Below are 21,405 nucleotides of genomic sequence, written 5' to 3' on the forward strand. Positions count from 1 at the left end.
TCTGGAGCGGGCTCCATAGCTGGCCCCCATGCCCGGGGCCGTCCAGCGCAGCTGGTCTGGTCCCCGTCCCCGTCCCCGTCCCCGGTCCCCGTCCGCGGTCCTGGTCCTGGTCCCCGTCCCCGTCCGCGGTCCCGGTCCTGGTCCTGGTCCTGGTCCCGGTCTCGGTCCCGTCCCCGGTCCTGGTCCTGGTCTCCGTCCCGGTCCCCGGTTTTGGTCCCCGGTCCGGTCCGGAGAGCGTTCCAGTCCTGGTCCGGAGCGTCGTGGTCCGGAACGACTTCCGGACCACCCCTACCCGACCCGTGCGACCCGCTCGCCTTCCCAGACCATCCGTCTCGCAGTGGACTGGACATCCCACCGAGGACCAGGCACCGCGTCCGCACGTACCACCCGCCTGTATGCCGAACCCTGGAGCCGCCCATGACCGACCGTCCCGAACACCACCCGTCAGCCCTCGACGCCGATGCAACTACCCTGGTCAGCAGTGATGCTGATGGCCCGTGCGCGACCGGCGGAGCCAGCAATAGCCGGCGACCCTCCTACGGGGGTTCGCAGGCGCAGGCCCCCGCCCAGGGGGGCGGGGGAGCTCCGGCGGGGGCGCCGGAGCTGGGGGTCGCGGCCGAGGGCAGCCGCGACCAGCAGGAGGGGCCACGCCCTGCCGTCCCGCCGACCGTCGCCGCTGCTGCTCCGTCGTCCAAGCCGCTCGTCGTGCGTGCGTCCGACGCCGCCGCCTCGCGCCGCAAACCGAAGCGCCGCAAGCGCGACGCCGCCGATCCCAAAGAGCCCGTCAGTGTGCGCTTCAGCGCCACCGAGCGACAGCAGCTGCGGGCTCAGGCCAAGGCCGCCGATCTGAGCCTGGCCCACCTGATCGCCCGCCGCGCCCTGGCCGACCAGAGCACCGGGATGAGCGCCGACGCCCGGGTCGAGCAGCTGGACTCGGCGATCGACGAGCTGGCCGCCACCCGCAGCGAGCTGGCAGCCTGGGGCAACAACCTCAACCAGGTCGCCCGCCGCCTCAACACCGATGGGACCTTCCTCGCCGGCCCCGCGAGGGACTTCCTCGCTGCCGTCCCCGCGCTGCTGGACCAGGTGCGGGCCGAGGTGGAGCGCCTGGACGAGGCCGCGTTCCGCATTGCTCGCCGTCGGGGCCGCGCATGATCGCCTCCGTCACCCGGGGGGACCGCACCCGCGGCATCCTCGCCTACGTCTACGGCCCCGGAGACGAGGACGAACACACCGACCAGCACACCGTCGCCGCCTTCGAGCCCCTGCTGTTCGACCCGGGCCTTGCCGCCGATCCCGAGCGGGCCCTGACCCGGCTGGCGAAGATCCTGGACCTGCGCGTGGTCCAGGCCGGCAAGGGTGCCCCGAAGGACCACGTGTGGCACTGCTCGCTGCGCACGGCACCCGAGGACCGGCAGCTGTCCGATCAGGAGTGGGAGCAGATCGCCCGGCGCGTGATGCACGCCGCCGGCATCGCCCCTGCCGGTGATCCGGACGGCTGCCGGTGGGTGGTGGTGCGCCACGCCGAGGACCACGTCCACATCGTCGCCACCACCGTGCGCGCCGACCTGACCGGCGCGCGGCTGCACAACGACTGGCAGCGCGTCATGGCCGAACTCACCCTGATCGAGCGCGACTACGGCCTGCGCCAGGTCGAACGGGCAGCCTCCGGCAAGCGGACTGCGCGGACCACGGTCAAGCGGCCCACCCGGGCCGAGATCCACAAGGCCAGGCTCCAGGGGCGGCCCGAGCCAAGCCGCGCGGTGCTGCGCACCGCGGTGCGCGAATCGCTGGCCGGGGCCGCCAGTGAGGACGAGTTCCTCGGCCGCCTGGCCGGGCACGGGGTCCAGGTCAAGGTCCACCGGCTGCCGTCGGGCGACGCGAAGGGCTACTCCTTCCACCTGCCCGGCGACCGCAAGACCGACGGGCAGCCACTCTGGTACTCCGGCAGCAGCCTCGGCCCGGACCTCACGCTGCCCAAGATCCGCACACGCCTTTCGATCACCGCCGACGAACCCTTCCCCGCCATCGCGCAGGACAGGAGTGCTCGTCCCGCCCTCCAGCAGGCCGGGCGCCTGGCCGACCAGGCCCTGGACTCCTTCACCGCGCCGGCCCCCGGCGAAGAGGAATCCGAGCAGGAGGTGTGGCGGGTGCGGGCGGCGGGGTTCGGTGAGGTCCTCGACGCCTTTGCGCAGACCCACCGCGGATCCCAGCGAGCCCAGATCGCGGCTGCCGCGAAAGCCTACGGACAGGCCGCCTACCTCCACGAGCGCGCCGCAGACCAGGAGATGCGGGCGCTTCGCTCGATGGCCCGCACTGTGCTGGCCGGCGGCCCCAGCCACGGCGCCCTGGACGGGGATGCCATCGCCGCGTTCCTCGACGTGCTGATCCTGATCGCCGTGGTCCTGCACCGCAGCCACCGAGCCGCTGGTCACACCCAGCAGGCCCGCATCGCCCGGGTCACCGCGGACCAGCTCCGTGCCGCTTACGCCCAAGCCGCTGTACGTCCCCTGGCTGTGCTGAAGGCCCAGGGTGAGCGACTGCCTCCGACCGTGCGCGACCAAGCCACCGAAGCCGTGCACCAGGTCCTGCCCGCCGCCCTGGCCGGACGGGTCCTGGGCGGCAAGGACTGGCCCGCACTAGCCGCCACCCTCACCCAAGCAGGGCAGCTCGGGCACAGCCCCGCCGCGCTGCTCCAGCAGGCCCTGGGCTCACGGGAGATGGACAGCGCGGACAACCCGACCGCCGTCCTGCTGTGGCGCATCCGCCGCACCGCCGACCTCCCCGCACCCGCCACCGCGAAGAAGCCGGCCAAACCCAAGCTCGCCACACCGTCCGCACCGGCCTCGGCCCCGCGACCGGCCACCGCGCCCACACCGCCCGCCACCCGCAGGCGCTGAACCACCACAGGGGCGGCACCACACGGTGCCGCCCCCATCCGCCTCCGCCCCCAATACCGCCCAACTCCTGGAGATCCCCCATCCCCACAACGCAGCCACAGCTCGCCCAGTGACTGGGCGTTCAGCTGCTGAACAGCGGCTCCGTCCAGCTCCTGAACACCCATGACGTTCAGCAACCGAGCACCAGTTCACTCGGCACACCCTTGTCCAGTTTCTGGACACCGGCCTCGTTGCGAAGCTGAACACCGGCTCTGTCCCGTTTCGGGACACCAGCCTTGTCCCGAAACGGGACAGAGCCGGTGTCCCGAAACAGGACAAGCACCAGCCTGAACACGACCACCATTGCGGCACTTCGGGTGGGGTGGATGTCGTTTCGGTGTTGTCTTCGCTGATGGGGAACTTTTGGCGACCGTCGGGCCTTGGTGTCGTTGCCCCAACGCCAAGGCCCCGGGAGGCCCGCTTGACCCAGCCGCAGCAGCCCGCCGACGACCCCGCCCCGCGCATCCCCGACTACCCCGTCGAGATCCCCGACCTCCTGCCCGGCCAGGTCCTCACCCGCACCACCACCCACAGCGGGGAACTGCGCCCCCGAGGCTTCCTGATCACCTGCGCCCACTGCCTCGCCACCCGCGACTGGCTGCTCGTCGAGGTCCACGGCAAGGTCTACATCCGCTGCCGCTGCACCCACGAATGGCTGGAGCCCGACCTCGACCTCGACTCCTTCAACGACCTCTTCGGCGAAGCCGACCGCGTCTGGGACAGCCTCACCGACGTCATCACAAGCCTGGGCTTCGACGGGCTCCTTGCCGGGACGACCTGGACCTGACGAGCGGTATTCCATCGGCTGCGACAATTCGCCATGGCCTGGTCGGGCCATTGTCGCAGCTCGGCCGAAGTGGAGGCCATCAATGCGCGCCCTGGCTGCGACGTCGACCTGCTTCTCTTGGCCCGATGCATCAATGTTGCAGCCGATGCAACAGATCCGCATCTGGTCTGCCAGTCCTGCGCCGGGGCCGGGCCGGGGCGTGGCTTGTCGGCCGGTGCCTCGGTGTGCTGGCGCTTTGAGGGGTCGGTGGTGTTAAGGGTTGGATAAGGTGGGTCCACGGTGTGCCGGGAAGTCTGGTCGGCTCGGGGATGGATCTGCGGCGCGTCAGCTGCGGGGACCCCGGTGATGATCCGGGGTTCCCGAAATGCGTGCGGTCGGCACTGTTCTTGTTCTTGTGGTCCTGGCCACGGTGGTGGCCACCGGTGCGCGCCGGTGGCGGATCCCGGCCCCCTCATTGCTGGTGATCGCGGGGCTGTTCGTGGCTCTGATACCGGGCACCCCGGCGTTGCACATCGCCCCGCAGACCATCGCCCTGGTGGTACTGCCGCCTTTGCTGTACGCGTCGGCTGAGGAGATGTCGCTGCGCGACCTGAAGATCGTGTGGCGGCCGGTGACGGTCCTGGCCCTGGGGCTGGTGCTGGCCTCGGCTGCCGCCGTCGGGTTCCTGGCGGTGGCGCTGACGCCGCTGACCGCGCCGATGGCGCTGGTGCTGGGCGCGGTGCTGGCCAGTACCGACCCGGTCGCGGTCACGGCGCTTGGGCGCCGGTTGGCGCTGCCGGGGCGGGTGCAGACGATGGTGCAGGCGGAGAGCCTGTTCAACGACGCCACCTCCCTGGTGCTGTTCAAGGTCGCGGTCGGGCTGGCCGTTGCCTCCAGTGTGGTGAGCTGGCCGAAGGCGGGTGGCGAGTTCTTCCTGCTGGCCGGCGGCGGCAGCCTCATCGGCGCGGCTACCGCCGGGATGGTGGCGCTGATCCGGGCGCGGACCACGGATCCGGTGCTGGAGACCGTTATCGCCCTGGTCACCCCTTATGCCGCGTACGTGCTCGCCGAGGGCGCGCACACCTCGGGAGTCACCGCTGTGGTGGTGGTGGGTGTGGTGCTGGGCCGTTCCGGCTACCGGCTGACCGACGCGCGGATCCGGCTGCAGTTGCAGGCGGTGTACTCGGTGGTGGTGTTCCTGCTGGAGAGCGTGGTCTTCGCGATCATCGGCCTGGAGCTGCCGACCATGGTCCGCGACCTGCCCGCCGGCTCCGGGGCCTGGCCGCTGCAGGCACTGGCGCTGGCCGCGGTCCTGATCGGGCTGCGGGTGCTGTGGGTGTGGCCGCTGTCCAAGGTAGTCAAGCCCGTGGAGGGGGCCGCGTCGTGGCGGGTGGCCGCGGTAGTGACGTGGGCCGGTACCCGGGGCGTGATGCCGCTGGCCGCGGCCCTGTCGATTCCGCTCCTTGCCGATGACGGCAGCGCGCTGCCGGGACGCCCGCTGGTGCTGGTGCTGACCACGGCGGTGGTGGTGTTCACCCTGGTCGTGCAGGGGCTGAGCCTGGCCCCGCTGGTCAACCGCTCCGGGTTGGCCCTGGAGCCGCAGGACACCGCCCGTGAGCAGGAGAGCGCCCGCCAGCAGATCGCCCGCGCGGGCCTGGACCACCTGGACCAGCTCGCCGACCTCGGCGCCGCCCCCGACGCGGCCCTGAGCCGGGTACGCCTGTCGCTGGACGCGCGCCTTCGCCACAGCCAGGCCCAGAACCCGGACGAGGACCACAGCGCCGGGGAGGCGTCGCTGTTGCAGGTCTACCAGCAGCTGCGGCGTGAAGTGATCGTCCTGCAGGGCACCGAGCTGCAGCGCATGTACGAGACGCACCAGATCAGCGACACCACCCGGCGCCAGCTGCAGTACGACCTCGACCTGGAGGAGTCCGGACTGAGCGGCGGCCGATAGCCGCACCGCCCGGCCCCCGGACCCCTCCGCGCTCCACGGCCCGCCCGCCCACAGCCCCGACCTGACCTGAGGGGGAAGCAGCCCATGACCTACCAGGACCGACGTGCCCTGCACCTGCACCCGGGGGAACCAGGTCAGCTGTTGGCCAGTGTGCACGGGGTGGTGACCGCGGACTTGGCGCAGCGGATCGCGGACCGGCTCATAGGGGCGATGGTGGCCGGCATCCGTGAGGTGCACGTCGATGTCGACCAGGGGAATCCGCTGAGCGCGGCTTGCGCCGCGGTGCTGTTCTTCCCGCTGCTGCAGACGGCCCGCTCTCGTGAGCCCGCCGTGGTGCTCACGGTCCACCGGGCTGATTCGCGTACCCGTTCGCGGCTGCGCGAAGTGGGCCTGGACCGGTTCCTGGCCTACAGCGAGCTGCCGGTCTGAGAACCGCGGTCAGGTGTCCGGGCCCGGTGCCGGGCCCGGGCTCGGGTGCGCTTCAGGGGAGGGCGCGGGGGCGGGGGCTGGTTGGTCAGGCGTCGATGATGACGGGGATGATCAGGGGTTTGCGGCGCTGGGTGCGCGGGGGCGCCGTCAGGGCGCAGGTGTGGTCAGGTCCGGCTCGCGTGTTTCTCCAGTTCGTCGAAGCGGCGCAGGTGGATGGTGCGGTAGCCGAGTTCGATGATGCTCTCGCGTTCGAGGTCGCGCAGGACCTTGTTGAGGCTCGTCCGTTGGACGCCGAGCATGGCGGACAGCACGCGTTGGGGAAGGCGGACGGTGCTGGTGTCGGGGTCGGCCTCGGTCAGGAGCAGCCTGGCGGTCTGTTGGGTGAGGGTGGCGCCGAGCAGGTCCATGATGCGGGTTTGTGAGCTGGTGGTTCGGCTGGCGACGGATGTGAGCCAGCGGCGGGCGATGGCCGGGTGGCTGCTGAGCAGGGCGTCGAAGTCTGGGGCGTGGATGAAGTAGGTGTCCAGGTCGCCGACGGCGCGGGCGGTGTAGGGGGGTGGCATGTCGAGGAGCAGTTGGATGTCGCCGTCGACGTCTCCGGGGTGGAGCAGGGAGACCGCGACGCGGCGGGCTCCGGTGCCGACGGTGAGTTCGGCGGTGCCGTCGCGGATGATCCACACGCCGGTGGAGGGGGCTGCGGCGTGGAAGAGGACGCTGCCGGCTTTCAGGGTCTGTGGTTGGACGAACCGGGACAGGGCGGTGAGGTCCTCGGGGTGCAGCGGGGCGTTCTGCCCGCGGCCCACGCAGCGTGCCATCCAGGCGGCTGCCCGCACGGCGCTTGGATCGGGGGCCCGAAGGCCCAGCATGTCTGCCATGGCTGCCACTGTAGGCAGCCCTATCGTGTATGCGAGCGCACAGTGTCGGCAAGCCGACAGTGTGTTGCGGTGCCAGGGTTCGCCGCAGTCGGTGGGTCCGGCGAACCTTCGCGTTGAACACAATGAGTAGTGGGACTGGCGGGAGCGGACACTGTCGGCTCGCCGACAGTGTCATGGCGGTCGGCTGCTGCGCGGGAGGAGGCTGAGCACGGTTCAAGACCAAGCCTCCGACCGCAGCCTTCGCAGGCTCTCGGCGGCCGGGGCAAGCCACTGCGAGGAGAAGCGCGTGTCCACTACTACTGTCGCCGTCGGTGCCGTACTGCGCAGCCGGGTCAGCAGGGCCGAGTTGGTGCGCGGCGCCGTCAGCGGCCTCGTTGCGGGGTTGATGTTCGCCGGTGCGACGATGTGGTTCCTCACCAGTATCGGCAAGCCCGCCGATACTCCACTGCTGATGATCTCCACGCTGGTCAAGGGCGACGGCGCGATGATGAACGGCACGGCGAGCGTGCCGGTCGGCCTTGTTGTGCACATGGTCCTGTCGTTGGCCTTCGGCATGGTGTTCGCCGTGCTCACCGCCCGGATCCGTACCAACGGGCTTGTGGCTGTGGCGGGCGTTGCTTATGGCGGTCTGCTGTACGTGCTGAACTTCCAGGTCCTGGCACGCGCCGCGTTCCATACGTTCTCGATGGCCGACCAGCCCTTCGAGCTGGTCGTCCACCTGGTCTTCGGGGTACTGCTCGCGTTCGCCCTCTACAACAGCGGTGCCCGCAGCAGTGGGCGTCCGGCGGCCACGTCATGACCGGGCGGCCCCAGGGCCACTGCTGCCAGGGAGGTGAAGTGGGATGATCCGTGCGCTGTGGAACGGTGTCGTTCTCGCTCAGGCGCCGCGCACTGTGGTGGTGGAGGGCAACCACTACTTCCCGCCCGAGACGCTGAACCGCGAGTACTTCTCTGACTCCTCGACGCGTACGCTGTGCCCGTGGAAGGGCCTGGCCCGCTACTACACGCTCACCGACGGTGGTGCCGCGAACCCGGACGCCGCCTGGTACTACCCCAAGCCCTCCTTCCTGGCACGGCGCATCAAGAACCACGTCGCGTTCTGGCGCGGCGTCAGCATCGAGGGCAGCCAGGAGCCGGAACAGTGAGCCGCAGCTACGACCTGGTGGTGATCGGCGCCGGCAGTGCCGGGCTGACCGGCGCCCGGCTCGCTGCCGATCTGGGTGCGCGGGTCGCGCTGGTCGAGCGGGGCAGGCTCGGCGGCGACTGCCTGTGGACCGGCTGCGTCCCCAGCAAGACCCTGCTGCACGCCGCAGCCCAGGTCCACGCAGCCCGCCACGCCGACCGCTACGGCTTCCCGGCCGCGACCGGCCGCGCCGACTGGACAACGGTGATGAAGCAGGTCCGGGGCGCGATCGGGCACATCGAACCGCACGACTCGGCCGAGGCCCTGGGCCAATTCGGTGTCGAGGTGCTGCGCGGGGCCGCACGGTTCACCGGTCCGCGCACCATCAGCGTGGACGGCCGGAGCCTGGCCTTCCGCCACGCCCTGATCGCCTCCGGTTCGGGCCCCGGCTTGCCTCCGGTGCCGGGGCTGGCTCAATCCGGGGCACTGACCTCCGACACGGTATGGGACCTGCCCGACCTGCCGGGCCGGCTCCTGGTGGTCGGTGGCGGGGCGGTGGGCTGCGAACTGGGCCAGGCGTTCGCCCGACTCGGCTCGACGGTGACGATCGTCGAGGCAGAGCAGCGGCTGCTGCCCGCGATGGACGAACACGCTGCGGACCTGCTCACGCGCCACCTCCTGGCCGAGGGGCTCCAGGTGCGCACCGGAGCGAGCCTGCGAACCGTGGGCCCCGGTACGGCCGAGTTGACCGGCGCCGACGGCACCGCGTCCCGTGTGGCCTACGACCGCATCCTGGTGGCCACCGGCCGCGAACCGCACACTGCAGACCTTGGCCTGGAGGCGGCCGGTGTCCGCACCGGCGCGCACGGCCACATCCAGACCGACGCCCGGCTGCGCACGAGCAACCGGCGCGTCTTCGCCGCCGGCGACGTCACTGGCCGGCTGCCGTTCACCCACGTCGCCGGGGCCCAGGCCGCAGACGCCGTCCTTAACGCCGTGCTGGGCCTACGCCGCCGCCTGGACTACGACGCGGTGCCGTACGCGGTGTTCACCGAACCGGAGATCGCCCAGGTCGGCCCCACCGCCGAAGCTGCCCGACACCTCCACGGCCAAGGGGTGCGCACCCGGTTGCTGCCGTACACACAGATGGACCGTGCTGTCACGGAGCAGGCTACCGACGGTTTCACCCAGCTCGTCCTGGACCCGAAGGGGAAGATCATCGGTGGCACCGTAGTCGGCCCCCGCGCCGGCGAGAGCATCGTCGAACTCGCCCACGCCGTCCGCCTGAAGTGGACGCCCAGCCAGCTCGCCGCCACCGTCCACCCCTACCCCACGCACGCCGACGGGCCCTGGCTGGCCGCCCTCGCCGAGGTCCGCCGCAACCTGACCACACCCCGTACCCGCGCGGTGACCGGCGCGCTGGTGCGCCTGCGCCGAGGGGTGCTGCGATGATCCTGCGGCTGCTCCTCGGTCTCACCTACACTGCCATGGCGGCCGGCCAGCTGGCCTCCTGGCCCGACATGCCGACCATCCTGGCCGCCTACGGTGCCGGCGGCCACCAGGCGACGACGGTCCTGGCCGCAGTCCTGATCGCCAGCGAACTCGCCAGCGGGCTCTGGTTCCTCGCCGCGCCGCGATCCCACGCCCGCATCCCCGTGTGGATCTACGCCGCCGTCTGTCTGCTCTGGGCGACACTCGCCGGGCAGGCGTTCGCCCGAGGGCTGGCCGTCGCGGTGTGCGGCTGCTTCGGCCGCTACCTGCCGCAGTCCCTGTCCTGGATCGTCCTGGCCGAGGACGCCCTGCTCCTGCTCTACGCCGTCCTGCTACTGCGCTCCAGCCGAGGCCCCGCTCAACCACGCGGACACGGCGGCACCTCACAGACTCCGGCCAGTTCCCACTGCGCCCCCTCCCGCACCGAAGGAAGCAGCCTGCGATGACGACGAATCCGGTACCGAACCAGAAGGTGGACCGGGACGAGGTGTTCCTGGAGTACACCAAGAGCATCTGCCCCGTCTGCAAAGTCGTTGTGGACGCCCAGGTCAACATCCGCCAGGACAAGGTCTACCTGCGCAAGCGCTGCAGGGAGCACGGCCCGTTCGAGGCCCTGATCTACGGCGACGCCCAGGCGTACCTGGACTCCGCCCGCTTCAACAAGCCCGGCACCCTGCCGCTGGTCTTCCAGACCGAGGTCAAGGACGGCTGCCCCACCGACTGCGGGCTGTGCCCTGAGCACAAGCAGCACGCTTGTCTGGGCCTGATCGAGGTCAACTCCGACTGCAACCTGGACTGTCCGATCTGCTTCGCGGACTCCGGCCACCAGAGCGACGGCTTCTCCCTGACCCGCGAACAGGTCGAGCTGATGCTCGACACCTACGTCGCCTCCGAGGGCGAACCGGAGGTGGTGATGTTCTCCGGCGGCGAGCCCAGCATCCACAAGCACATCCTGGACTTCATCGACGCAGCGCGCGCCCGACCGATCCGCAACGTCGTCCTGAACACCAACGGCATCCGCCTGGCCACCGACAAGCGCTTCGCCCCCGCCCTGGCGGAGCGCAAGGTCACCGTCTACCTCCAGTTCGACGGCTTCGAGCGCGAAACCCACCTCGCCATCCGCGGCAAGGACCTGCGCGACCTCAAAGCGCGCGCTCTGGACAACTGTGCCGCCGCCGGCGTCACCGTCATGCTCGCCGCCGCCATCGAACGCGACCTCAACGACCACGAGCTCGGCGCCATCATCCGCTTCGGCCTGCAACACCCCGCAGTGCGCGGAGTGGTCCTGCAGCCTGTCACCCATGCCGGCCGCCACCTCGAATTCGACCCGCTGAACCGGCTCACCAACTCCGACGTCATCAAGGCCATCGCCGAGCAACTTCCGCAGTGGCTGCGCGCGGACGACTTCTTCCCGGTCCCCTGCTGCTTCCCCACCTGCCGCTCCATCACCTACCTCCTGGTCGACGGCGAGGACATCGTCCCGGTCACTCGCCTGGTCCAGTTGGAGGACTACTTGGACTACGTCACCAACCGGGCCCTGCCCGACACCGGCATCCGCGCCGCGCTGGAGAAGCTCTGGTCCGCCTCCGCGTTCCCCGGCACCGAAGGCTCCGCAGCCCAACTGGAGTGCGCCACCTGCGGAATCGACCTGCCCCAAGCCCTGCGCGAAGCCACTGACAAGGCATTCATGCTCGTCGTCCAGGACTTCCAGGACCCCTACACCCTCAACGTCAAGACCCTGATGAAGTGCTGCGTCGAGATGATCACCCCTGACGGGCGCCTCATCCCGTTCTGCGCCTACAACTCCGTCGGCTACCGCGAACAGATCCGCGAACAGCTCACCGGTGTCCACGTCGCCGACGTCGTCCCCAACGCCGCCGAGCTCCAACCGATCCTCCACCCCTCACCGCACGGCTCCAAGATCGCCCGCGACCCCGCACCGGGCACCGGTCTGTCGAAGGACTCCACCAACGTCGGGAAGAAACTACGATGACCAACCCGCCACCGGCCGACCCGCAGACCCTCAAGTCCTGCTGCGCCACCGCCTACCAGTCCGACGCTGTCGCCGCGATCCTCGGCGACAGCTACCACCCCGGCGGCCTCACCTTGACCCGCCGCCTCGCCCGCGCACTCGCGCTCGGCCCCGGCACCAGAGTCCTGGACGTCGCCAGCGGCCCCGGCACCACCGCCCTGACGCTGGCCGCCGAGTTCGGCTGCGAGGTCGTCGGCCTCGACCTCGGCGAAGAATCCGTGGCCCGCGCCCGCCAGGCGGCCGAGCAGGCCCACCTCGCCGACCGCGTCACCTTCCACACCGGCGACGCCGAACAGCTCCCCTTCCCCGACGCATCCTTCGACGCCGTCCTGTGCGAGTGCGCCTTCTGCACCTTCCCCGACAAAGCCACCGCCGCCCGCGAAATCGCCCGGGTGCTGCGCCCCGGTGGCCAGGTCGGCATCACCGACATCACGATCACCCCCGGCGCCCTGCCTACAGAACTCACCGAACTGGCAGGGTGGGTGGCCTGCCTGGCCGACGCCCGCCCCCTCCAGGAGTACGCGGCCCTCCTCACAACCGCCGGACTACGACCCACCCGCACCGAACGCCACGACGACGCCCTACGGCGCATGGTTGAACAGGTCGAGGCCCGTCTGCGCGCCTACCGCATGACCGCCCGCACCGGGCCAGCGCTCACCGGGGTGGACATCGACAGGGCCCTGGCCCTGACCGCCCAGGCCGCACGCGCGGTCGCCGACGGCACCGCCGGGTACGCACTCCTGACCGCGCAGAAGCCGATGGAAACACGATGAACACCGCACACACGATCATCCTCTACGCGCGGCCGGGCTGCCCGTACTGCGCCAGGCTGCGCCGCGCACTCCGTGGCAGAGGGCTCGCCTTCACCGAGACCGACATCTGGTCAAACCCGCAGGCGGCAGCCTTCGTCCGCTCCGCGGCGAACGGAAACGAGACCGTCCCCACACCCACCGTAGCCGGGCACACGATGGTCAACCCCAGCGCCGCCGAAGCCCTGGCCGCCGTCCGCGACCACGCACCCCAGCTCCTGCCAGCCGCACGTGCGCCAGTACGGTGGCGGCGCCTGCGACTGCACCGGACCGCAACCGATCGACGAACCCTGCCATGACCTGGGACGCCTACCTGGACGCCTTCCACCGTCAGCACCCGGGCATCACCGAGGCCCTCCTGACCCGCGCACACAATGCGGGAACCAACCCGTACCAATGGCTGGCCGACGCCGCACCCGCCCAAGGACAGGTCCTGGACCTGGGCTGCGGCAACGCCCCTATGCGCACCGCCCTGCCCACCGCCGCCCGCTACCTCGGAGTGGACCGCTCGCCCAACGAGCTCGCCGCAGCCCAAGCCGGCCGCGCCGCACCTCTGCTGCGCGCGGACGCCACCTCCCTGCCGATCGCCGCCAGCAGCATCGACACCGTCATCTGCTCGATGGCCCTGATGCTGCTCACCCCGCTACCGCGCGCCCTGACCGAGATCCACCGCGTCCTACGCCCCGGGGGCCTGCTTATCGCCACCCTCCCCGCCTCCGGCCCGCTTCACCCACACGACTTCCTCACCGTCGGCGCCCTGCTGCTGGCACTGCGACGCCCCCTGCGCTACCCCAACGACGATGCCCTGCGTACCGTGCCCGCCGTCCTCGAAGCCGCCGGGCTCGACCTCCTCATCGAGGAGCGCCGACGCTTCACCCTCCCACTCACCGGACCAGCCGACGCACAACTGCTCCTGGACTCGCTCTACCTCCCCGCGCTCACCCCTGCCGGCCACCGCCGCGCCCTACGGACCCTGCGCTCGGTGGCAGCGGCCGGCATCGAGTTCCCCATCCCGCTCAAACGATTCACCGCGCGGGCCCGGTGACCACCCCCTGCGGGTCAGCAGGCATCGCGATCCCGGCCAACATCAGAGCAGCCGCCCGCGCGGCACCGATGAACCCCTGCCTATCCCCGGCGGTCGCTCGCGAGGTCTGCGGGAGGCGAGGGGCAAAGCGTGCGCAAGACTGGAGCCTCCAGCCCGGGGACAGGACTACCGTCCAAGACACGAGCCACAGACGGCAGGAGCTGAAAGCAGTGAAACTGACCATCCTGGCGGTCCCGGACTGCCCGAACGCCCCGCTGCTACGCCAACGCATCACCCACGCGCTGGCAGGACAACCGGCCACCGAGATCACCTGGCACGAGGTGACTAACCAGGAGCAGGCCGAGCGCCTGGGTATGCACGGCTCACCGACCCTCCTCATCGACGGCGTCGACCCCTTCGCTGCGCCCGGCCAACCCACCAGCCTGTCCTGCCGCCTCTACCGTGACCAGCGCACCGCCAGCGGCGCACCCTCGACCGACCAGTTGCGCGGCGTCCTGCAAGCCCAGCGCGAGTGAACCCGCGGCAGTTCCCGCCTCTCGTTGACCGCGCCCACGTGTGCCCCGACATCGGTGCAAGAAGCAGCACCGCTGCCCGTTCCTATGGCAACGCACGACCCAGGAACGACAGGGGCGAACACGCGATCCGGGTACCTTGTTGTGGCAGTGACGGCGGCCGTGGACTTCATGGCCATTGACATGGCAGGTCAGGAACGGGCCAGACGACGCAGCGCGACAAGCGCCTGCATAGCGGCAGCAGGGCGCAGGACCGCAGGATGCGGCCTTTCGATCAACTGGCCCCGAGCCAGGCTCGCGACGGCGATCGCGCCCACGGGAAGCGTCCAGAGGGCCAGTGCTGCGGCACGCACCACACGGCTGGGCTCATGGCGCACCGTCAGCCAGGTCCAGAATGCCGCGTCAGCGAGCGAATCAGCGTAAGCGCCGAACGGCGTGACGCAACCCCGGCGCCGGGCGAGCTGGCCATCGGCCAGGTCACTGGCCACAGCGACCACGCCGACCCACCGGCCGAGCCCGTCGCCCGCGACGGGGAGAAGGGCACGCGAAAGAGAAAGGGCGTTCGCGGGGCCCAGCGACCGACGGCCTTCGAGCATGCCCAGATGCGCAACGGCCAGCGTCCAACTTGTCGTCGTCCACCAGCGTCCTCGGCCACGGCCGACAACGAGTGCGGCCCCGTGCAGCACCGAGACCTCGACCAGCGCCCTCGGCCTGCGGGCGGCCTCCCGCAGCGATCGCTCACCAGCCAGGCCAACGAACCGAGCCCAGGCAGCCGGCCTCCAACCTTCCGTGCGCAGCAGTGCAAGGAGGGCGTCCGTTGCCACTCTGCTCTCACCGGTTCTCAGGACCATCTGTCGACGTACGGCAAAGTCCCCAGCCCCGCGCGAGGATCCCCACCAGACCACGGGCTGCGGCAACGGGGCCGACCCCAGGGGCATCACCGCTCGGTCACGCTCGTTGACCAACGTTCGGAGATTGGGTTTGGGCCTCATCTGTCAGACCCTAACAATCCGGCGAGCTGACTTCCTGGTTCCCAGACAGCCCCTTTGGCTGACTGCGGGATAGTGCAGTGCCGCTCGGGATTCGGTCACGACCATGCAAGGCTGGGCGCTGTCGGCACCCCTTGCATGGCCATGCCTCTTCGTGGGGTTCGCTGTGAGTCGACACGGGTCCGCCTTGCTCGGTGAACTGGGGGTCAGTGGGTTGTGACGGCGGTTTCGGCAGGTGCAGTGTTGCGGTGGTGGAGACTGGCCAGGACGGATTCGTAGGTGATCCAGCCGGTGAGTCGGGCGCGGGTGGGGTCCAGGACCGGCAGTCCGGCTCCGCCAGCGTGGACCAGGGCGTTCAGGGCGTCGGTGAGGTCGTTGTCGGCGGTGATGGTGGCGGGCCGGTGGGTGATGGTGGCCAGGGCGCTGGTGGCGTGGGTGCCCTCGGCCAGGGCCTGGGCGGTGCTGCGGGCGGTGGCGGTGCCCAGGTAGGTGCCGTCAGCGGTCAGGACGGGCAGGACGCCGTGCGGGGAGGCGGCCAGCCGGTCCGCCGCCTGTGTCAGTGCCATGGTTTCGGGGAGGGCTTCGGGGACGGGTTCCATGACCGTGCCGACGGTGATCCCGGCGAAGGGGGAGGTGTCGGGTTTGGCGTCGAGGTCGATGCCGCGGCGGCGCAGTTTGGCGGTGTAGATGGTGTCGTGGGACAGGGCGCGGCTGACGAGGGTGGCCAGGACGATGGCGGTCATCAGCGGCAGGATGATGGTGTACTCGCCGGTGAGTTCGAACAAGATGATCACGGCGGTGATCGGGGCGCGGGCGGCCCCGGCGAACACGGCGCCCATGCCGATCAGGCCGTAGGCGCCGACCGGTCCGGCGGTGCCGGGTACCAGGTCGTGGGCGGCTGCGCCGAACGCGGAGCCGAGCATCGCGCCCATGAACAGCGAGGGGGCGAACACCCCGCCGGAGCCGCCGATGCCGATGGTCAGGCTGGTCGCGACGATCTTGCCGACCAGGAGCATGATCAGGAATCCGATGACGTACTTGCCGCCGACCGCGTTCTCCAGGACCGGGTAGCCGACGCCGTACATCTCGGGCAGGATCAGCAGTAGCAGGCCCAGCAGCAGGCCGCCGACGGCGGGGCGGGCCCATTCGGGGCCGCGCCAGACCTTGTCGCAGGCGTCCTCGATCCGGTACAGGACCTTGCTGAACCCCACGCCCAGGGCTCCGGCGAGCAGACCGAGCAGCGCGAACAGCAGGTACTGGGACAGGTGCTGGACCTGGAAGGGCGGCAGGTGCAGGAACGGGCTGTTGCCCAGGGCCGCGCGGCCGATGACGGAGGCGGTGACCGAGGCCAGGACGACCATGCCGAAGGACTCGGCGGTGAAGTCGCCCAGGATCAGCTCCATCGCGAAGAACACCCCGGCCAGCGGCGCGTTGAAGGTCGCGGCGATGCCGCCGGCCGCGCCGCAGGCGACCAGGACCTTGAGCCGGTCCTCGGCGACCTTGACCCAGCCGCCCAGGCTGGACCCGAGAGCGGAGCCGATCTGCACGATCGGGCCCTCGCGGCCCACCGAGCCGCCGCCGCCGATGCACAGCGCCGAGGCCAGAGACTTGACCAGGGCAACCTGCGGGGCGATCTTCCCGCCGCGCCGGGCGACGGCGTACATGACCTCGGGTACCCCGTGGCCTCGGGCCTCGCGGGCGTACCGCTGCACCAGCGGCCCGTAGATCAGCCCCGCGACCACCGGGGCCAGGAGGACGAAGAACCGTCCCAGCCAGGGCACGTGCGGGTTGGCGGCGTGCCCGGCCGCGGCGTAGTCGGCGTGGCCGGACAGCAGCAGGGTGAACGTCTTGATCATCCAGCGGAACGCGACCGCGCCCAGGCCCGCGCCCGCACCCACCGCCAGGGCGAGGGCCACCAGGCCGCCCTTGGACTCGCGCAGCCCCACCCACAGGCGCGGCAGTCCGCGCTGGAGCGTGATCGGCGCGGCCGGGACTATGCGCCCAAGGGTCGGTCGGGGCTCGGTGTTCGCAGGCTCACTCATTCTTGCAGTATGCAATGTTTGCACTGTCAGAAGAAAGGCGGGGGTGCCCGCGGCGCCATGCGGGCGCACGTGAGGGGGTAGAACTGCTGTCATGTCTGAACTCCTGCCGTCCCAGGAACCCGCCCCGGTCAACGCCATGGTCGCCGCCGTGGTGACCGCCTCCCGCGTGTTGGTCGCCATCTCGGCGCGCTCGTTGGCGGCGGTCGAGGACACGCTGACCGTGCCGCAGTTCCGGATGCTGGTGGTCCTGGACACCAACGGCGCCACCAGCCTGTCCCGCCTGGCCGAACAGCTCGCGGTCAACCCCTCGACCGCGATGCGCATGGTCGACCGCCTCACCGCGGCAGGCATGGTCGAACGCACCGCCGACCCCGAAGATCGCCGAGTAGTACGCCTGGTTGCCACCGAGGCCGGAAGCCGGGTGGTCCACGCGGTCACCGAACGCCGCCAGGCCGAGATCACGCAGATCGTGGCCGCCATGCCCGACGAGCACCGCGGCACGATGGTCGCGGCCCTGCAGGCGTTCGCCGACGCCGCCGGCGAGACCCAGGTAGACCCCACCACCTACGCCGGACTCGCCCTGCCCGGCTGGACCTGAACCCCGACGCAGACCTCACCAGACCCCCTTGCAATGCGCCCCGCGCAGCGGCTGCACGGTCGGATGCGGTGCCACTGGCCGAGCAGGGCCTGCCGTCCACCGCGCCCACGCCCATATGCGCGAACTGGGCCTGGATCGCCTGCTCGCCCACAGCGATCAGCCGTTCTGAGCACCGGATCGACAAGGCCCCACCAGCCGTCGACAGTAGGAAGACGCGGGTACGGCCGACGCACAAGTGGCCTGGTGCAAACAAAGATCGACTACCGAGGAATACATCACGCCGGAATACGGTCTCTCCACCGGTACTTGATCATCAATAGGGTCCACGGGCTTCCCGCCCGGCTTGTCCCCCCACGGAACAAGCCGGGCGTTCCCATTCGAAACAGGGCAGATATTCCTCCATGCAACAAGCCGGGCACGATTCCCGGAGAACGGCCGCCCCCGCTGAAGCACTGCGTGGTGCCCGGTCTCACCGATGCCTGACCGATCTCGCCGACGAGCCAGAGTTGGTCTCATCGAAGGCTGACGGCCTTTCCGCGCTACTCAGCGTCGAGACTGCCAGTTGGGTTAGGAGTCTTCGAGCTTATGCCGGAGGCGTCGGGAGGGGTTGAAGGTGTAGAGGTGTCGAGGATGTCGGGGCTTGGTGCCAGGCCGGGGCCCCGGCCTGGCACAGGTGGCGATGTCGCTGGCGGCGTCGGCGTCATTGACCTCGTGTGAACCGAACCGGCTTCCCCCAGTGGGTGGCGCGGTGCCCGTGTCCGGGGCGCCGGGGCGCAGGGGCTGCTCAGAGGTCGGCGTGGTGGGTGAGCGGGGCGTGGGGGTCGGCGCCGTGCGGCAGGTGGTCGGTGTGGACGGTGGCGGCGGTGAGCCGGGGCACGGCGTGGATCAGGGCGTGCTCGGCGGACACGGCCAGGGCGTGGGCCTGGACCACGGTCAGGTGCGGGTCCACGATGATGTCGGCCTCGGCCCGCAGCGCGTGTCCGATCCAGCGCAGTCGCACCTGGCCGGTGCCCAGTACGCCGTCGACCTCGCGCAGCGCGGCTTCGGCGGTGTCGACCAGGGCCGGGTCCACGGAGTCCATCAGGCGGCGGTAGACCTCGCGGGCCGCGCCCTTGAGGACCATCACGATGGCGACGGTGATCAGCAGGCCGACCACCGGGTCCGCCCAGCGCCAGCCGATCGCGGCCCCGCCCGCGCCCAGCAGGACGGCGAGGGAGGTGAAGCCGTCGGTGCGGGCGTGCAGGCCGTCGGCGACCAGGGCGGCGGAGCCGATCCGGCGGCCGGTGGTGATGCGGTAGCGGGCGACCCATTCGTTGCCGATGAAGCCGACCACCGCGGCGATGGCCACCGCCCACAGGTGGCTGACGTCGCGCGGGTTCAGCAGCCGGTCCACCGCCGTGTAGGCGGCGAGCGCGGAGGAGGCGGCGATGGTGAGCACGATGGCGATGCCGGCCAGGTCCTCGGCGCGGCCGTAGCCGTAGGTGTAGCGGCGGTTGGCCGCTCGCCGGCCCACCCAGAAGGCGATCCCCAGCGGGAGGGCGGTCAGTGCGTCGGCGGCGTTGTGGATGGTGTCGCCCAGCAGCGCCACCGATCCGGACAGCGCTACGACGAGCGCCTGGATGATGGTGGTGGTGCCGAGGATGCCCAGCGACAGCCACAGGGTCCGCATTCCCTCACGGGAGGTCTCCATCGCGGAGTCGATCTTGTCCATCGCCTCGTGGCTGTGCGGGGTGACCATGTGCGCGACCTGGTGGCGCAGGCGTCGCCACCGCCCCTCGCCGTGACCGTGCTCCCCATGGCCGTGGCCGTCGGGGGCGTGATCCGCGTGCTCGCCGCCCTCCGTGCCGTGATCGTGGTGGTGCGGCTCGGCGTGCGGGTGGTCGTGGACTCCGGTGGCGGGTGCCACCGCATGGTCGTGATGGTGCCCGTTGTCCTGCATACGGGCTACCGTGTCATGCCTGACCCGTTGCAGCCACTGCCGTCATACCTGCTCTGAGCAGCTGCGATGCCGGTGCTGTTGCGCCTGTGGTGCAGCCGGGTCTACCGTCCTGGCCCTTCGGCAATGACCCGGGCAGTCGATCGGCGTACGTCTGCCTGGGCCCGTAGCGCGTGCGGTCACCACGGCAGGTCCCTCCAGTTGGTCGCACGGATCAGGTTGGAGCGCGTGAGCGGTTGCCTCGCCGAGGATGATGAGGATCGCTGAGATGCCCCGCGCCCCAGCTCACGTGCTGGCGGCGGCTTCGGGGGTGTGCGGTGTGGTGCGGGTGCCGACGCGGCGGGCGGGGGCTCCGGCCCAGATCTCGCCCGGGCCGGTCGAGGTGGTCAGGACGGCGTTGGCGCCCACGATCGTCCCGCGGCCGATCGTCAGGACGCCCTGTTTGCAGACGACCTTCGCACCGGCGCACAGGCACGCGCCGTCCTCGACGACGATCCGTTCCATGGCGCTGTCCTGCTGCGCAACCCAGGGATCGGCGCGGCCCAGGGTGACCCCGTTGTAGAGGGTCACGTCTGCGCCCAGCGTGGTGTAGGGGTGCAGGACCGTGCCGAAGCCTCGGTGGAAGACCTTCAGCCCCGGGCCGATCTCGGCCGCGGCGGGGACCTCCATGCCGTACAGGGCCAGGGCCTCTTGGACCAGGCGGCCAAGGACGCGGTGGCGGCGGCGGTAGATCAGCGCGGTGACCAGGGACATGGGGTCATGCTCGCCGAACCGGTGCCGCTGCCCCGCCAGCTTGGGCGGAAGTCACCGTCACGGGTGACGGGTTGCGGCCCCCTGTGCGATCCCGCGACGTGAACGCCGGAGCAGGGGAAGCCCGCATCGGTCCGGTCAGTGGCGGCCGTGGCGGTGGTGTTCGTGAGGGGCGTGCTGCTGGTCCGCCCCAACGGTCGCGGCGGGGTCACCGGACCCGGCAGCGGGGCGCAGTCCGGCCAGGGTGACGGTCACGAGGCGGTGGACCGCGGCCTCGTCCGGCAGGGTTCCGGCTGCCGAGAGGGCGTGCAGGCAGTAGGTGGCCAGCTCGGCGGGGGTGACGTCGGTGCGCAGGGCGCCGGTGGCGGCTGTCTCGGCGAGGAGGTCCGCGAAGAGGTCCAGGAGCTGCTGTTCGGCGCGGGCCAGGGGTTCGCCGCGGTGGACCAGGGCGGCGAAGTCGGTGCCGGCGTGGCGGGCGCGGTGGTGGCAGATGAGCGCGTAGGCCCCCAGCACCTTGTGCAACCGCTGGCCGGGGGTGCCCGGTTGGTCGCGCAGCTCGGCCAGTTGGGCGAGGTGGGCTGCGACGTGGTGCTCGTGGACGGCGATCAGGATCGCGTCGACGTCTGGGAAGTACTTGTACAGCGTCGCGCGCCCGATACCGGACTGCTCGGCGATCTGCGTCATCTTCACCGACGCCAGGCCGTGTTCGGCGACCAGGGCCGCGGTGGTCTCCATGATCGCGTCGCGCACCGCGTGGCGGTGCGCCTCGATCGTCTCGTTCCACAGCTTCGGCACACCACCATGCTACATGCCGACGCCATCGAGACAGTTAGAGTTGACAGCGACACTATGTCTCGCAAAACTGGCAGTGGTTCCACCGCAGGCGTGCCCCGCACGCGACGACAGGAGAAGTTCCATGGCCGAGTTGCCCGCCCACCACGACACCGGCGACAGCCCCGACGGGGGCCCTGTCCTCGCCGCGCCTCCCGGCGGCAGGCCCGGCTGGCTGGCCCCGGCCGGCATCGCGCTCGCGGTCGGCCTGGTGGTGCTGATGGTGGTGCTGCACCTGCTCGGGGTTTTCGGCCCCGGCTCCCACTAACGAGGACCGACAACGT

Annotated in this window: 23 protein-coding genes; 17 read left to right on the forward strand and 6 right to left on the reverse strand. The window is 70.8% G+C overall.

What is annotated here, in order from left to right; translation table 11 throughout:
* The first annotated feature begins 417 nt into the window (after positions 1-417).
* The 5 genes from ACEZDE_RS13750 (at position 418) to ACEZDE_RS13770 (ending at position 6,088) form a co-directional block, all read left to right on the forward strand.
* Positions 418-1,155 carry a plasmid mobilization protein gene (locus ACEZDE_RS13750; protein WP_380536018.1) on the forward strand — a complete coding sequence of 246 codons (738 nt, stop codon included), beginning with the start codon at positions 418-420 and terminating at the stop codon, positions 1,153-1,155.
* On the forward strand, positions 1,152-2,900 hold the full coding sequence (locus tag ACEZDE_RS13755) for a relaxase/mobilization nuclease domain-containing protein (RefSeq protein ID WP_380536020.1): 1,749 nt from the start codon (positions 1,152-1,154) through the stop codon (positions 2,898-2,900). The genes ACEZDE_RS13750 and ACEZDE_RS13755 overlap by 4 nt, the downstream gene beginning before the upstream one ends.
* 460 nt (positions 2,901-3,360) lie before the next feature.
* Entirely contained in the window at positions 3,361-3,726 is a 366-nt protein-coding gene (locus ACEZDE_RS13760) for a hypothetical protein (protein WP_380536021.1), read from the forward strand.
* A gap of 364 nt (positions 3,727-4,090) precedes the next feature.
* Positions 4,091-5,659, forward strand: coding sequence for a Na+/H+ antiporter (locus ACEZDE_RS13765; RefSeq protein ID WP_380536023.1), 1,569 nt, complete (start codon positions 4,091-4,093; stop codon positions 5,657-5,659).
* Between the two features lie 84 nt (positions 5,660-5,743).
* A complete protein-coding gene (locus tag ACEZDE_RS13770; RefSeq protein WP_380536025.1) occupies positions 5,744-6,088 on the forward strand; it encodes a hypothetical protein in 345 nt (114 codons plus the stop codon).
* Between the two features lie 164 nt (positions 6,089-6,252).
* Here ACEZDE_RS13770 and ACEZDE_RS13775 read toward each other — a convergent pair whose 3' ends face one another.
* On the reverse strand, positions 6,253-6,963 hold the full coding sequence (locus ACEZDE_RS13775) for a Crp/Fnr family transcriptional regulator (protein ID WP_380536027.1): 711 nt from the start codon (positions 6,961-6,963) through the stop codon (positions 6,253-6,255).
* A 286-nt stretch (positions 6,964-7,249) separates the two neighbouring features.
* Here ACEZDE_RS13775 and ACEZDE_RS13780 point away from each other — a divergent pair, with 286 nt between their 5' ends.
* The 9 genes from ACEZDE_RS13780 (at position 7,250) to ACEZDE_RS13820 (ending at position 13,978) form a co-directional block, all read left to right on the forward strand.
* Positions 7,250-7,762 carry a hypothetical protein gene (locus ACEZDE_RS13780; RefSeq protein WP_380536028.1) on the forward strand — a complete coding sequence of 171 codons (513 nt, stop codon included), beginning with the start codon at positions 7,250-7,252 and terminating at the stop codon, positions 7,760-7,762.
* 43 nt (positions 7,763-7,805) lie between these two features.
* Positions 7,806-8,108: a DUF427 domain-containing protein gene (locus ACEZDE_RS13785; protein ID WP_380536030.1), complete on the forward strand. Its 303-nt coding sequence runs from the start codon at positions 7,806-7,808 to the stop codon at positions 8,106-8,108.
* Positions 8,105-9,538 (forward strand): dihydrolipoyl dehydrogenase family protein, encoded by a 1,434-nt coding sequence (locus ACEZDE_RS13790; RefSeq protein ID WP_380536032.1) that lies wholly within the window; start codon positions 8,105-8,107, stop codon positions 9,536-9,538. The genes ACEZDE_RS13785 and ACEZDE_RS13790 overlap by 4 nt, the downstream gene beginning before the upstream one ends.
* A complete protein-coding gene (locus ACEZDE_RS13795) occupies positions 9,535-10,023 on the forward strand; it encodes a MauE/DoxX family redox-associated membrane protein (protein WP_380536034.1) in 489 nt (162 codons plus the stop codon). Before ACEZDE_RS13790 ends, ACEZDE_RS13795 begins: the two co-directional genes overlap by 4 nt.
* Positions 10,020-11,570: a radical SAM protein gene (locus ACEZDE_RS13800; protein WP_380536036.1), complete on the forward strand. Its 1,551-nt coding sequence runs from the start codon at positions 10,020-10,022 to the stop codon at positions 11,568-11,570. Before ACEZDE_RS13795 ends, ACEZDE_RS13800 begins: the two co-directional genes overlap by 4 nt.
* Positions 11,567-12,382, forward strand: a complete 816-nt coding sequence (locus tag ACEZDE_RS13805; RefSeq protein WP_380536037.1) for a class I SAM-dependent methyltransferase — start codon at positions 11,567-11,569, stop codon at positions 12,380-12,382. Before ACEZDE_RS13800 ends, ACEZDE_RS13805 begins: the two co-directional genes overlap by 4 nt.
* The gene (locus tag ACEZDE_RS13810) at positions 12,379-12,717 is read left to right on the forward strand and encodes a glutaredoxin domain-containing protein (RefSeq protein WP_380536039.1); all 339 of its coding nucleotides are present in this window, start codon (positions 12,379-12,381) and stop codon (positions 12,715-12,717) included. The genes ACEZDE_RS13805 and ACEZDE_RS13810 overlap by 4 nt, the downstream gene beginning before the upstream one ends.
* On the forward strand, positions 12,714-13,463 hold the full coding sequence (locus ACEZDE_RS13815) for a class I SAM-dependent methyltransferase (protein ID WP_380536041.1): 750 nt from the start codon (positions 12,714-12,716) through the stop codon (positions 13,461-13,463). Before ACEZDE_RS13810 ends, ACEZDE_RS13815 begins: the two co-directional genes overlap by 4 nt.
* A gap of 209 nt (positions 13,464-13,672) precedes the next feature.
* The gene (locus ACEZDE_RS13820; protein ID WP_380536043.1) at positions 13,673-13,978 is read left to right on the forward strand and encodes a thioredoxin family protein; all 306 of its coding nucleotides are present in this window, start codon (positions 13,673-13,675) and stop codon (positions 13,976-13,978) included.
* Positions 13,979-14,166: 188 nt separating this feature from the next.
* On the opposite strand, the gene ACEZDE_RS13825 is transcribed toward ACEZDE_RS13820, so the two are convergent.
* Together ACEZDE_RS13825 and ACEZDE_RS13830 are read right to left on the reverse strand one after the other, a co-directional pair.
* Positions 14,167-14,799 (reverse strand): CDP-alcohol phosphatidyltransferase family protein, encoded by a 633-nt coding sequence (locus ACEZDE_RS13825; protein ID WP_380536045.1) that lies wholly within the window; start codon positions 14,797-14,799, stop codon positions 14,167-14,169.
* A 371-nt stretch (positions 14,800-15,170) separates the two neighbouring features.
* A complete protein-coding gene (locus ACEZDE_RS13830; protein WP_380536140.1) occupies positions 15,171-16,880 on the reverse strand; it encodes a chloride channel protein in 1,710 nt (569 codons plus the stop codon).
* A gap of 217 nt (positions 16,881-17,097) precedes the next feature.
* Between ACEZDE_RS13830 and ACEZDE_RS13835 the strand changes: the two genes are divergently transcribed.
* Positions 17,098-17,604 (forward strand): MarR family winged helix-turn-helix transcriptional regulator, encoded by a 507-nt coding sequence (locus ACEZDE_RS13835; RefSeq protein ID WP_380536047.1) that lies wholly within the window; start codon positions 17,098-17,100, stop codon positions 17,602-17,604.
* A 784-nt stretch (positions 17,605-18,388) separates the two neighbouring features.
* Here the strand turns inward: ACEZDE_RS13835 and ACEZDE_RS13840 are convergent.
* Complete coding sequence (locus tag ACEZDE_RS13840) at positions 18,389-19,363, reverse strand: cation diffusion facilitator family transporter (RefSeq protein WP_380536142.1); 975 nt, start codon at positions 19,361-19,363, stop codon at positions 18,389-18,391.
* A gap of 36 nt (positions 19,364-19,399) precedes the next feature.
* On the opposite strand from ACEZDE_RS13840, the gene ACEZDE_RS13845 reads away from it, so the two are divergent.
* Positions 19,400-19,600, forward strand: a complete 201-nt coding sequence (locus ACEZDE_RS13845; protein WP_380536150.1) for a hypothetical protein — start codon at positions 19,400-19,402, stop codon at positions 19,598-19,600.
* Between the two features lie 225 nt (positions 19,601-19,825).
* On the opposite strand, the gene ACEZDE_RS13850 is transcribed toward ACEZDE_RS13845, so the two are convergent.
* Both ACEZDE_RS13850 and ACEZDE_RS13855 read right to left on the reverse strand, forming a co-directional pair.
* Positions 19,826-20,293: a serine O-acetyltransferase gene (locus ACEZDE_RS13850; protein WP_380536048.1), complete on the reverse strand. Its 468-nt coding sequence runs from the start codon at positions 20,291-20,293 to the stop codon at positions 19,826-19,828.
* Positions 20,294-20,428: 135 nt separating this feature from the next.
* Positions 20,429-21,085, reverse strand: coding sequence for a TetR/AcrR family transcriptional regulator (locus ACEZDE_RS13855; RefSeq protein WP_380536050.1), 657 nt, complete (start codon positions 21,083-21,085; stop codon positions 20,429-20,431).
* A gap of 121 nt (positions 21,086-21,206) precedes the next feature.
* Here ACEZDE_RS13855 and ACEZDE_RS13860 point away from each other — a divergent pair, with 121 nt between their 5' ends.
* Positions 21,207-21,389, forward strand: coding sequence for a hypothetical protein (locus ACEZDE_RS13860; RefSeq protein WP_380536052.1), 183 nt, complete (start codon positions 21,207-21,209; stop codon positions 21,387-21,389).
* Positions 21,390-21,405 lie beyond the last annotated feature (16 nt).

It is taken from the genome of Streptacidiphilus cavernicola, assembly GCF_042510955.1.
GTDB lineage: Bacteria > Actinomycetota > Actinomycetes > Streptomycetales > Streptomycetaceae > Streptacidiphilus > Streptacidiphilus cavernicola.

Excerpts from the sequence above, each read along its gene's own strand:
- ACEZDE_RS13750 (WP_380536018.1), top strand. The coding sequence starts at position 418 with ATGACCGACCGTCCCGAACACCACCCGTCAGCCCTCGACGCCGATGCA.
- ACEZDE_RS13755 (WP_380536020.1), top strand. The coding sequence starts at position 1,152 with ATGATCGCCTCCGTCACCCGGGGGGACCGCACCCGCGGCATCCTCGCC.
- ACEZDE_RS13765 (WP_380536023.1), top strand. The coding sequence starts at position 4,091 with ATGCGTGCGGTCGGCACTGTTCTTGTTCTTGTGGTCCTGGCCACGGTG.
- ACEZDE_RS13770 (WP_380536025.1), top strand. The coding sequence starts at position 5,744 with ATGACCTACCAGGACCGACGTGCCCTGCACCTGCACCCGGGGGAACCA.
- ACEZDE_RS13775 (WP_380536027.1), bottom strand. The coding sequence starts at position 6,963 with ATGGCAGACATGCTGGGCCTTCGGGCCCCCGATCCAAGCGCCGTGCGG.
- ACEZDE_RS13785 (WP_380536030.1), top strand. The coding sequence starts at position 7,806 with ATGATCCGTGCGCTGTGGAACGGTGTCGTTCTCGCTCAGGCGCCGCGC.
- ACEZDE_RS13795 (WP_380536034.1), top strand. The coding sequence starts at position 9,535 with ATGATCCTGCGGCTGCTCCTCGGTCTCACCTACACTGCCATGGCGGCC.
- ACEZDE_RS13800 (WP_380536036.1), top strand. The coding sequence starts at position 10,020 with ATGACGACGAATCCGGTACCGAACCAGAAGGTGGACCGGGACGAGGTG.
- ACEZDE_RS13805 (WP_380536037.1), top strand. The coding sequence starts at position 11,567 with ATGACCAACCCGCCACCGGCCGACCCGCAGACCCTCAAGTCCTGCTGC.
- ACEZDE_RS13810 (WP_380536039.1), top strand. The coding sequence starts at position 12,379 with ATGAACACCGCACACACGATCATCCTCTACGCGCGGCCGGGCTGCCCG.
- ACEZDE_RS13815 (WP_380536041.1), top strand. The coding sequence starts at position 12,714 with ATGACCTGGGACGCCTACCTGGACGCCTTCCACCGTCAGCACCCGGGC.
- ACEZDE_RS13835 (WP_380536047.1), top strand. The coding sequence starts at position 17,098 with ATGTCTGAACTCCTGCCGTCCCAGGAACCCGCCCCGGTCAACGCCATG.
- ACEZDE_RS13845 (WP_380536150.1), top strand. The coding sequence starts at position 19,400 with ATGGCCGTGGCCGTCGGGGGCGTGATCCGCGTGCTCGCCGCCCTCCGT.
- ACEZDE_RS13850 (WP_380536048.1), bottom strand. The coding sequence starts at position 20,293 with ATGTCCCTGGTCACCGCGCTGATCTACCGCCGCCGCCACCGCGTCCTT.
- ACEZDE_RS13860 (WP_380536052.1), top strand. The coding sequence starts at position 21,207 with ATGGCCGAGTTGCCCGCCCACCACGACACCGGCGACAGCCCCGACGGG.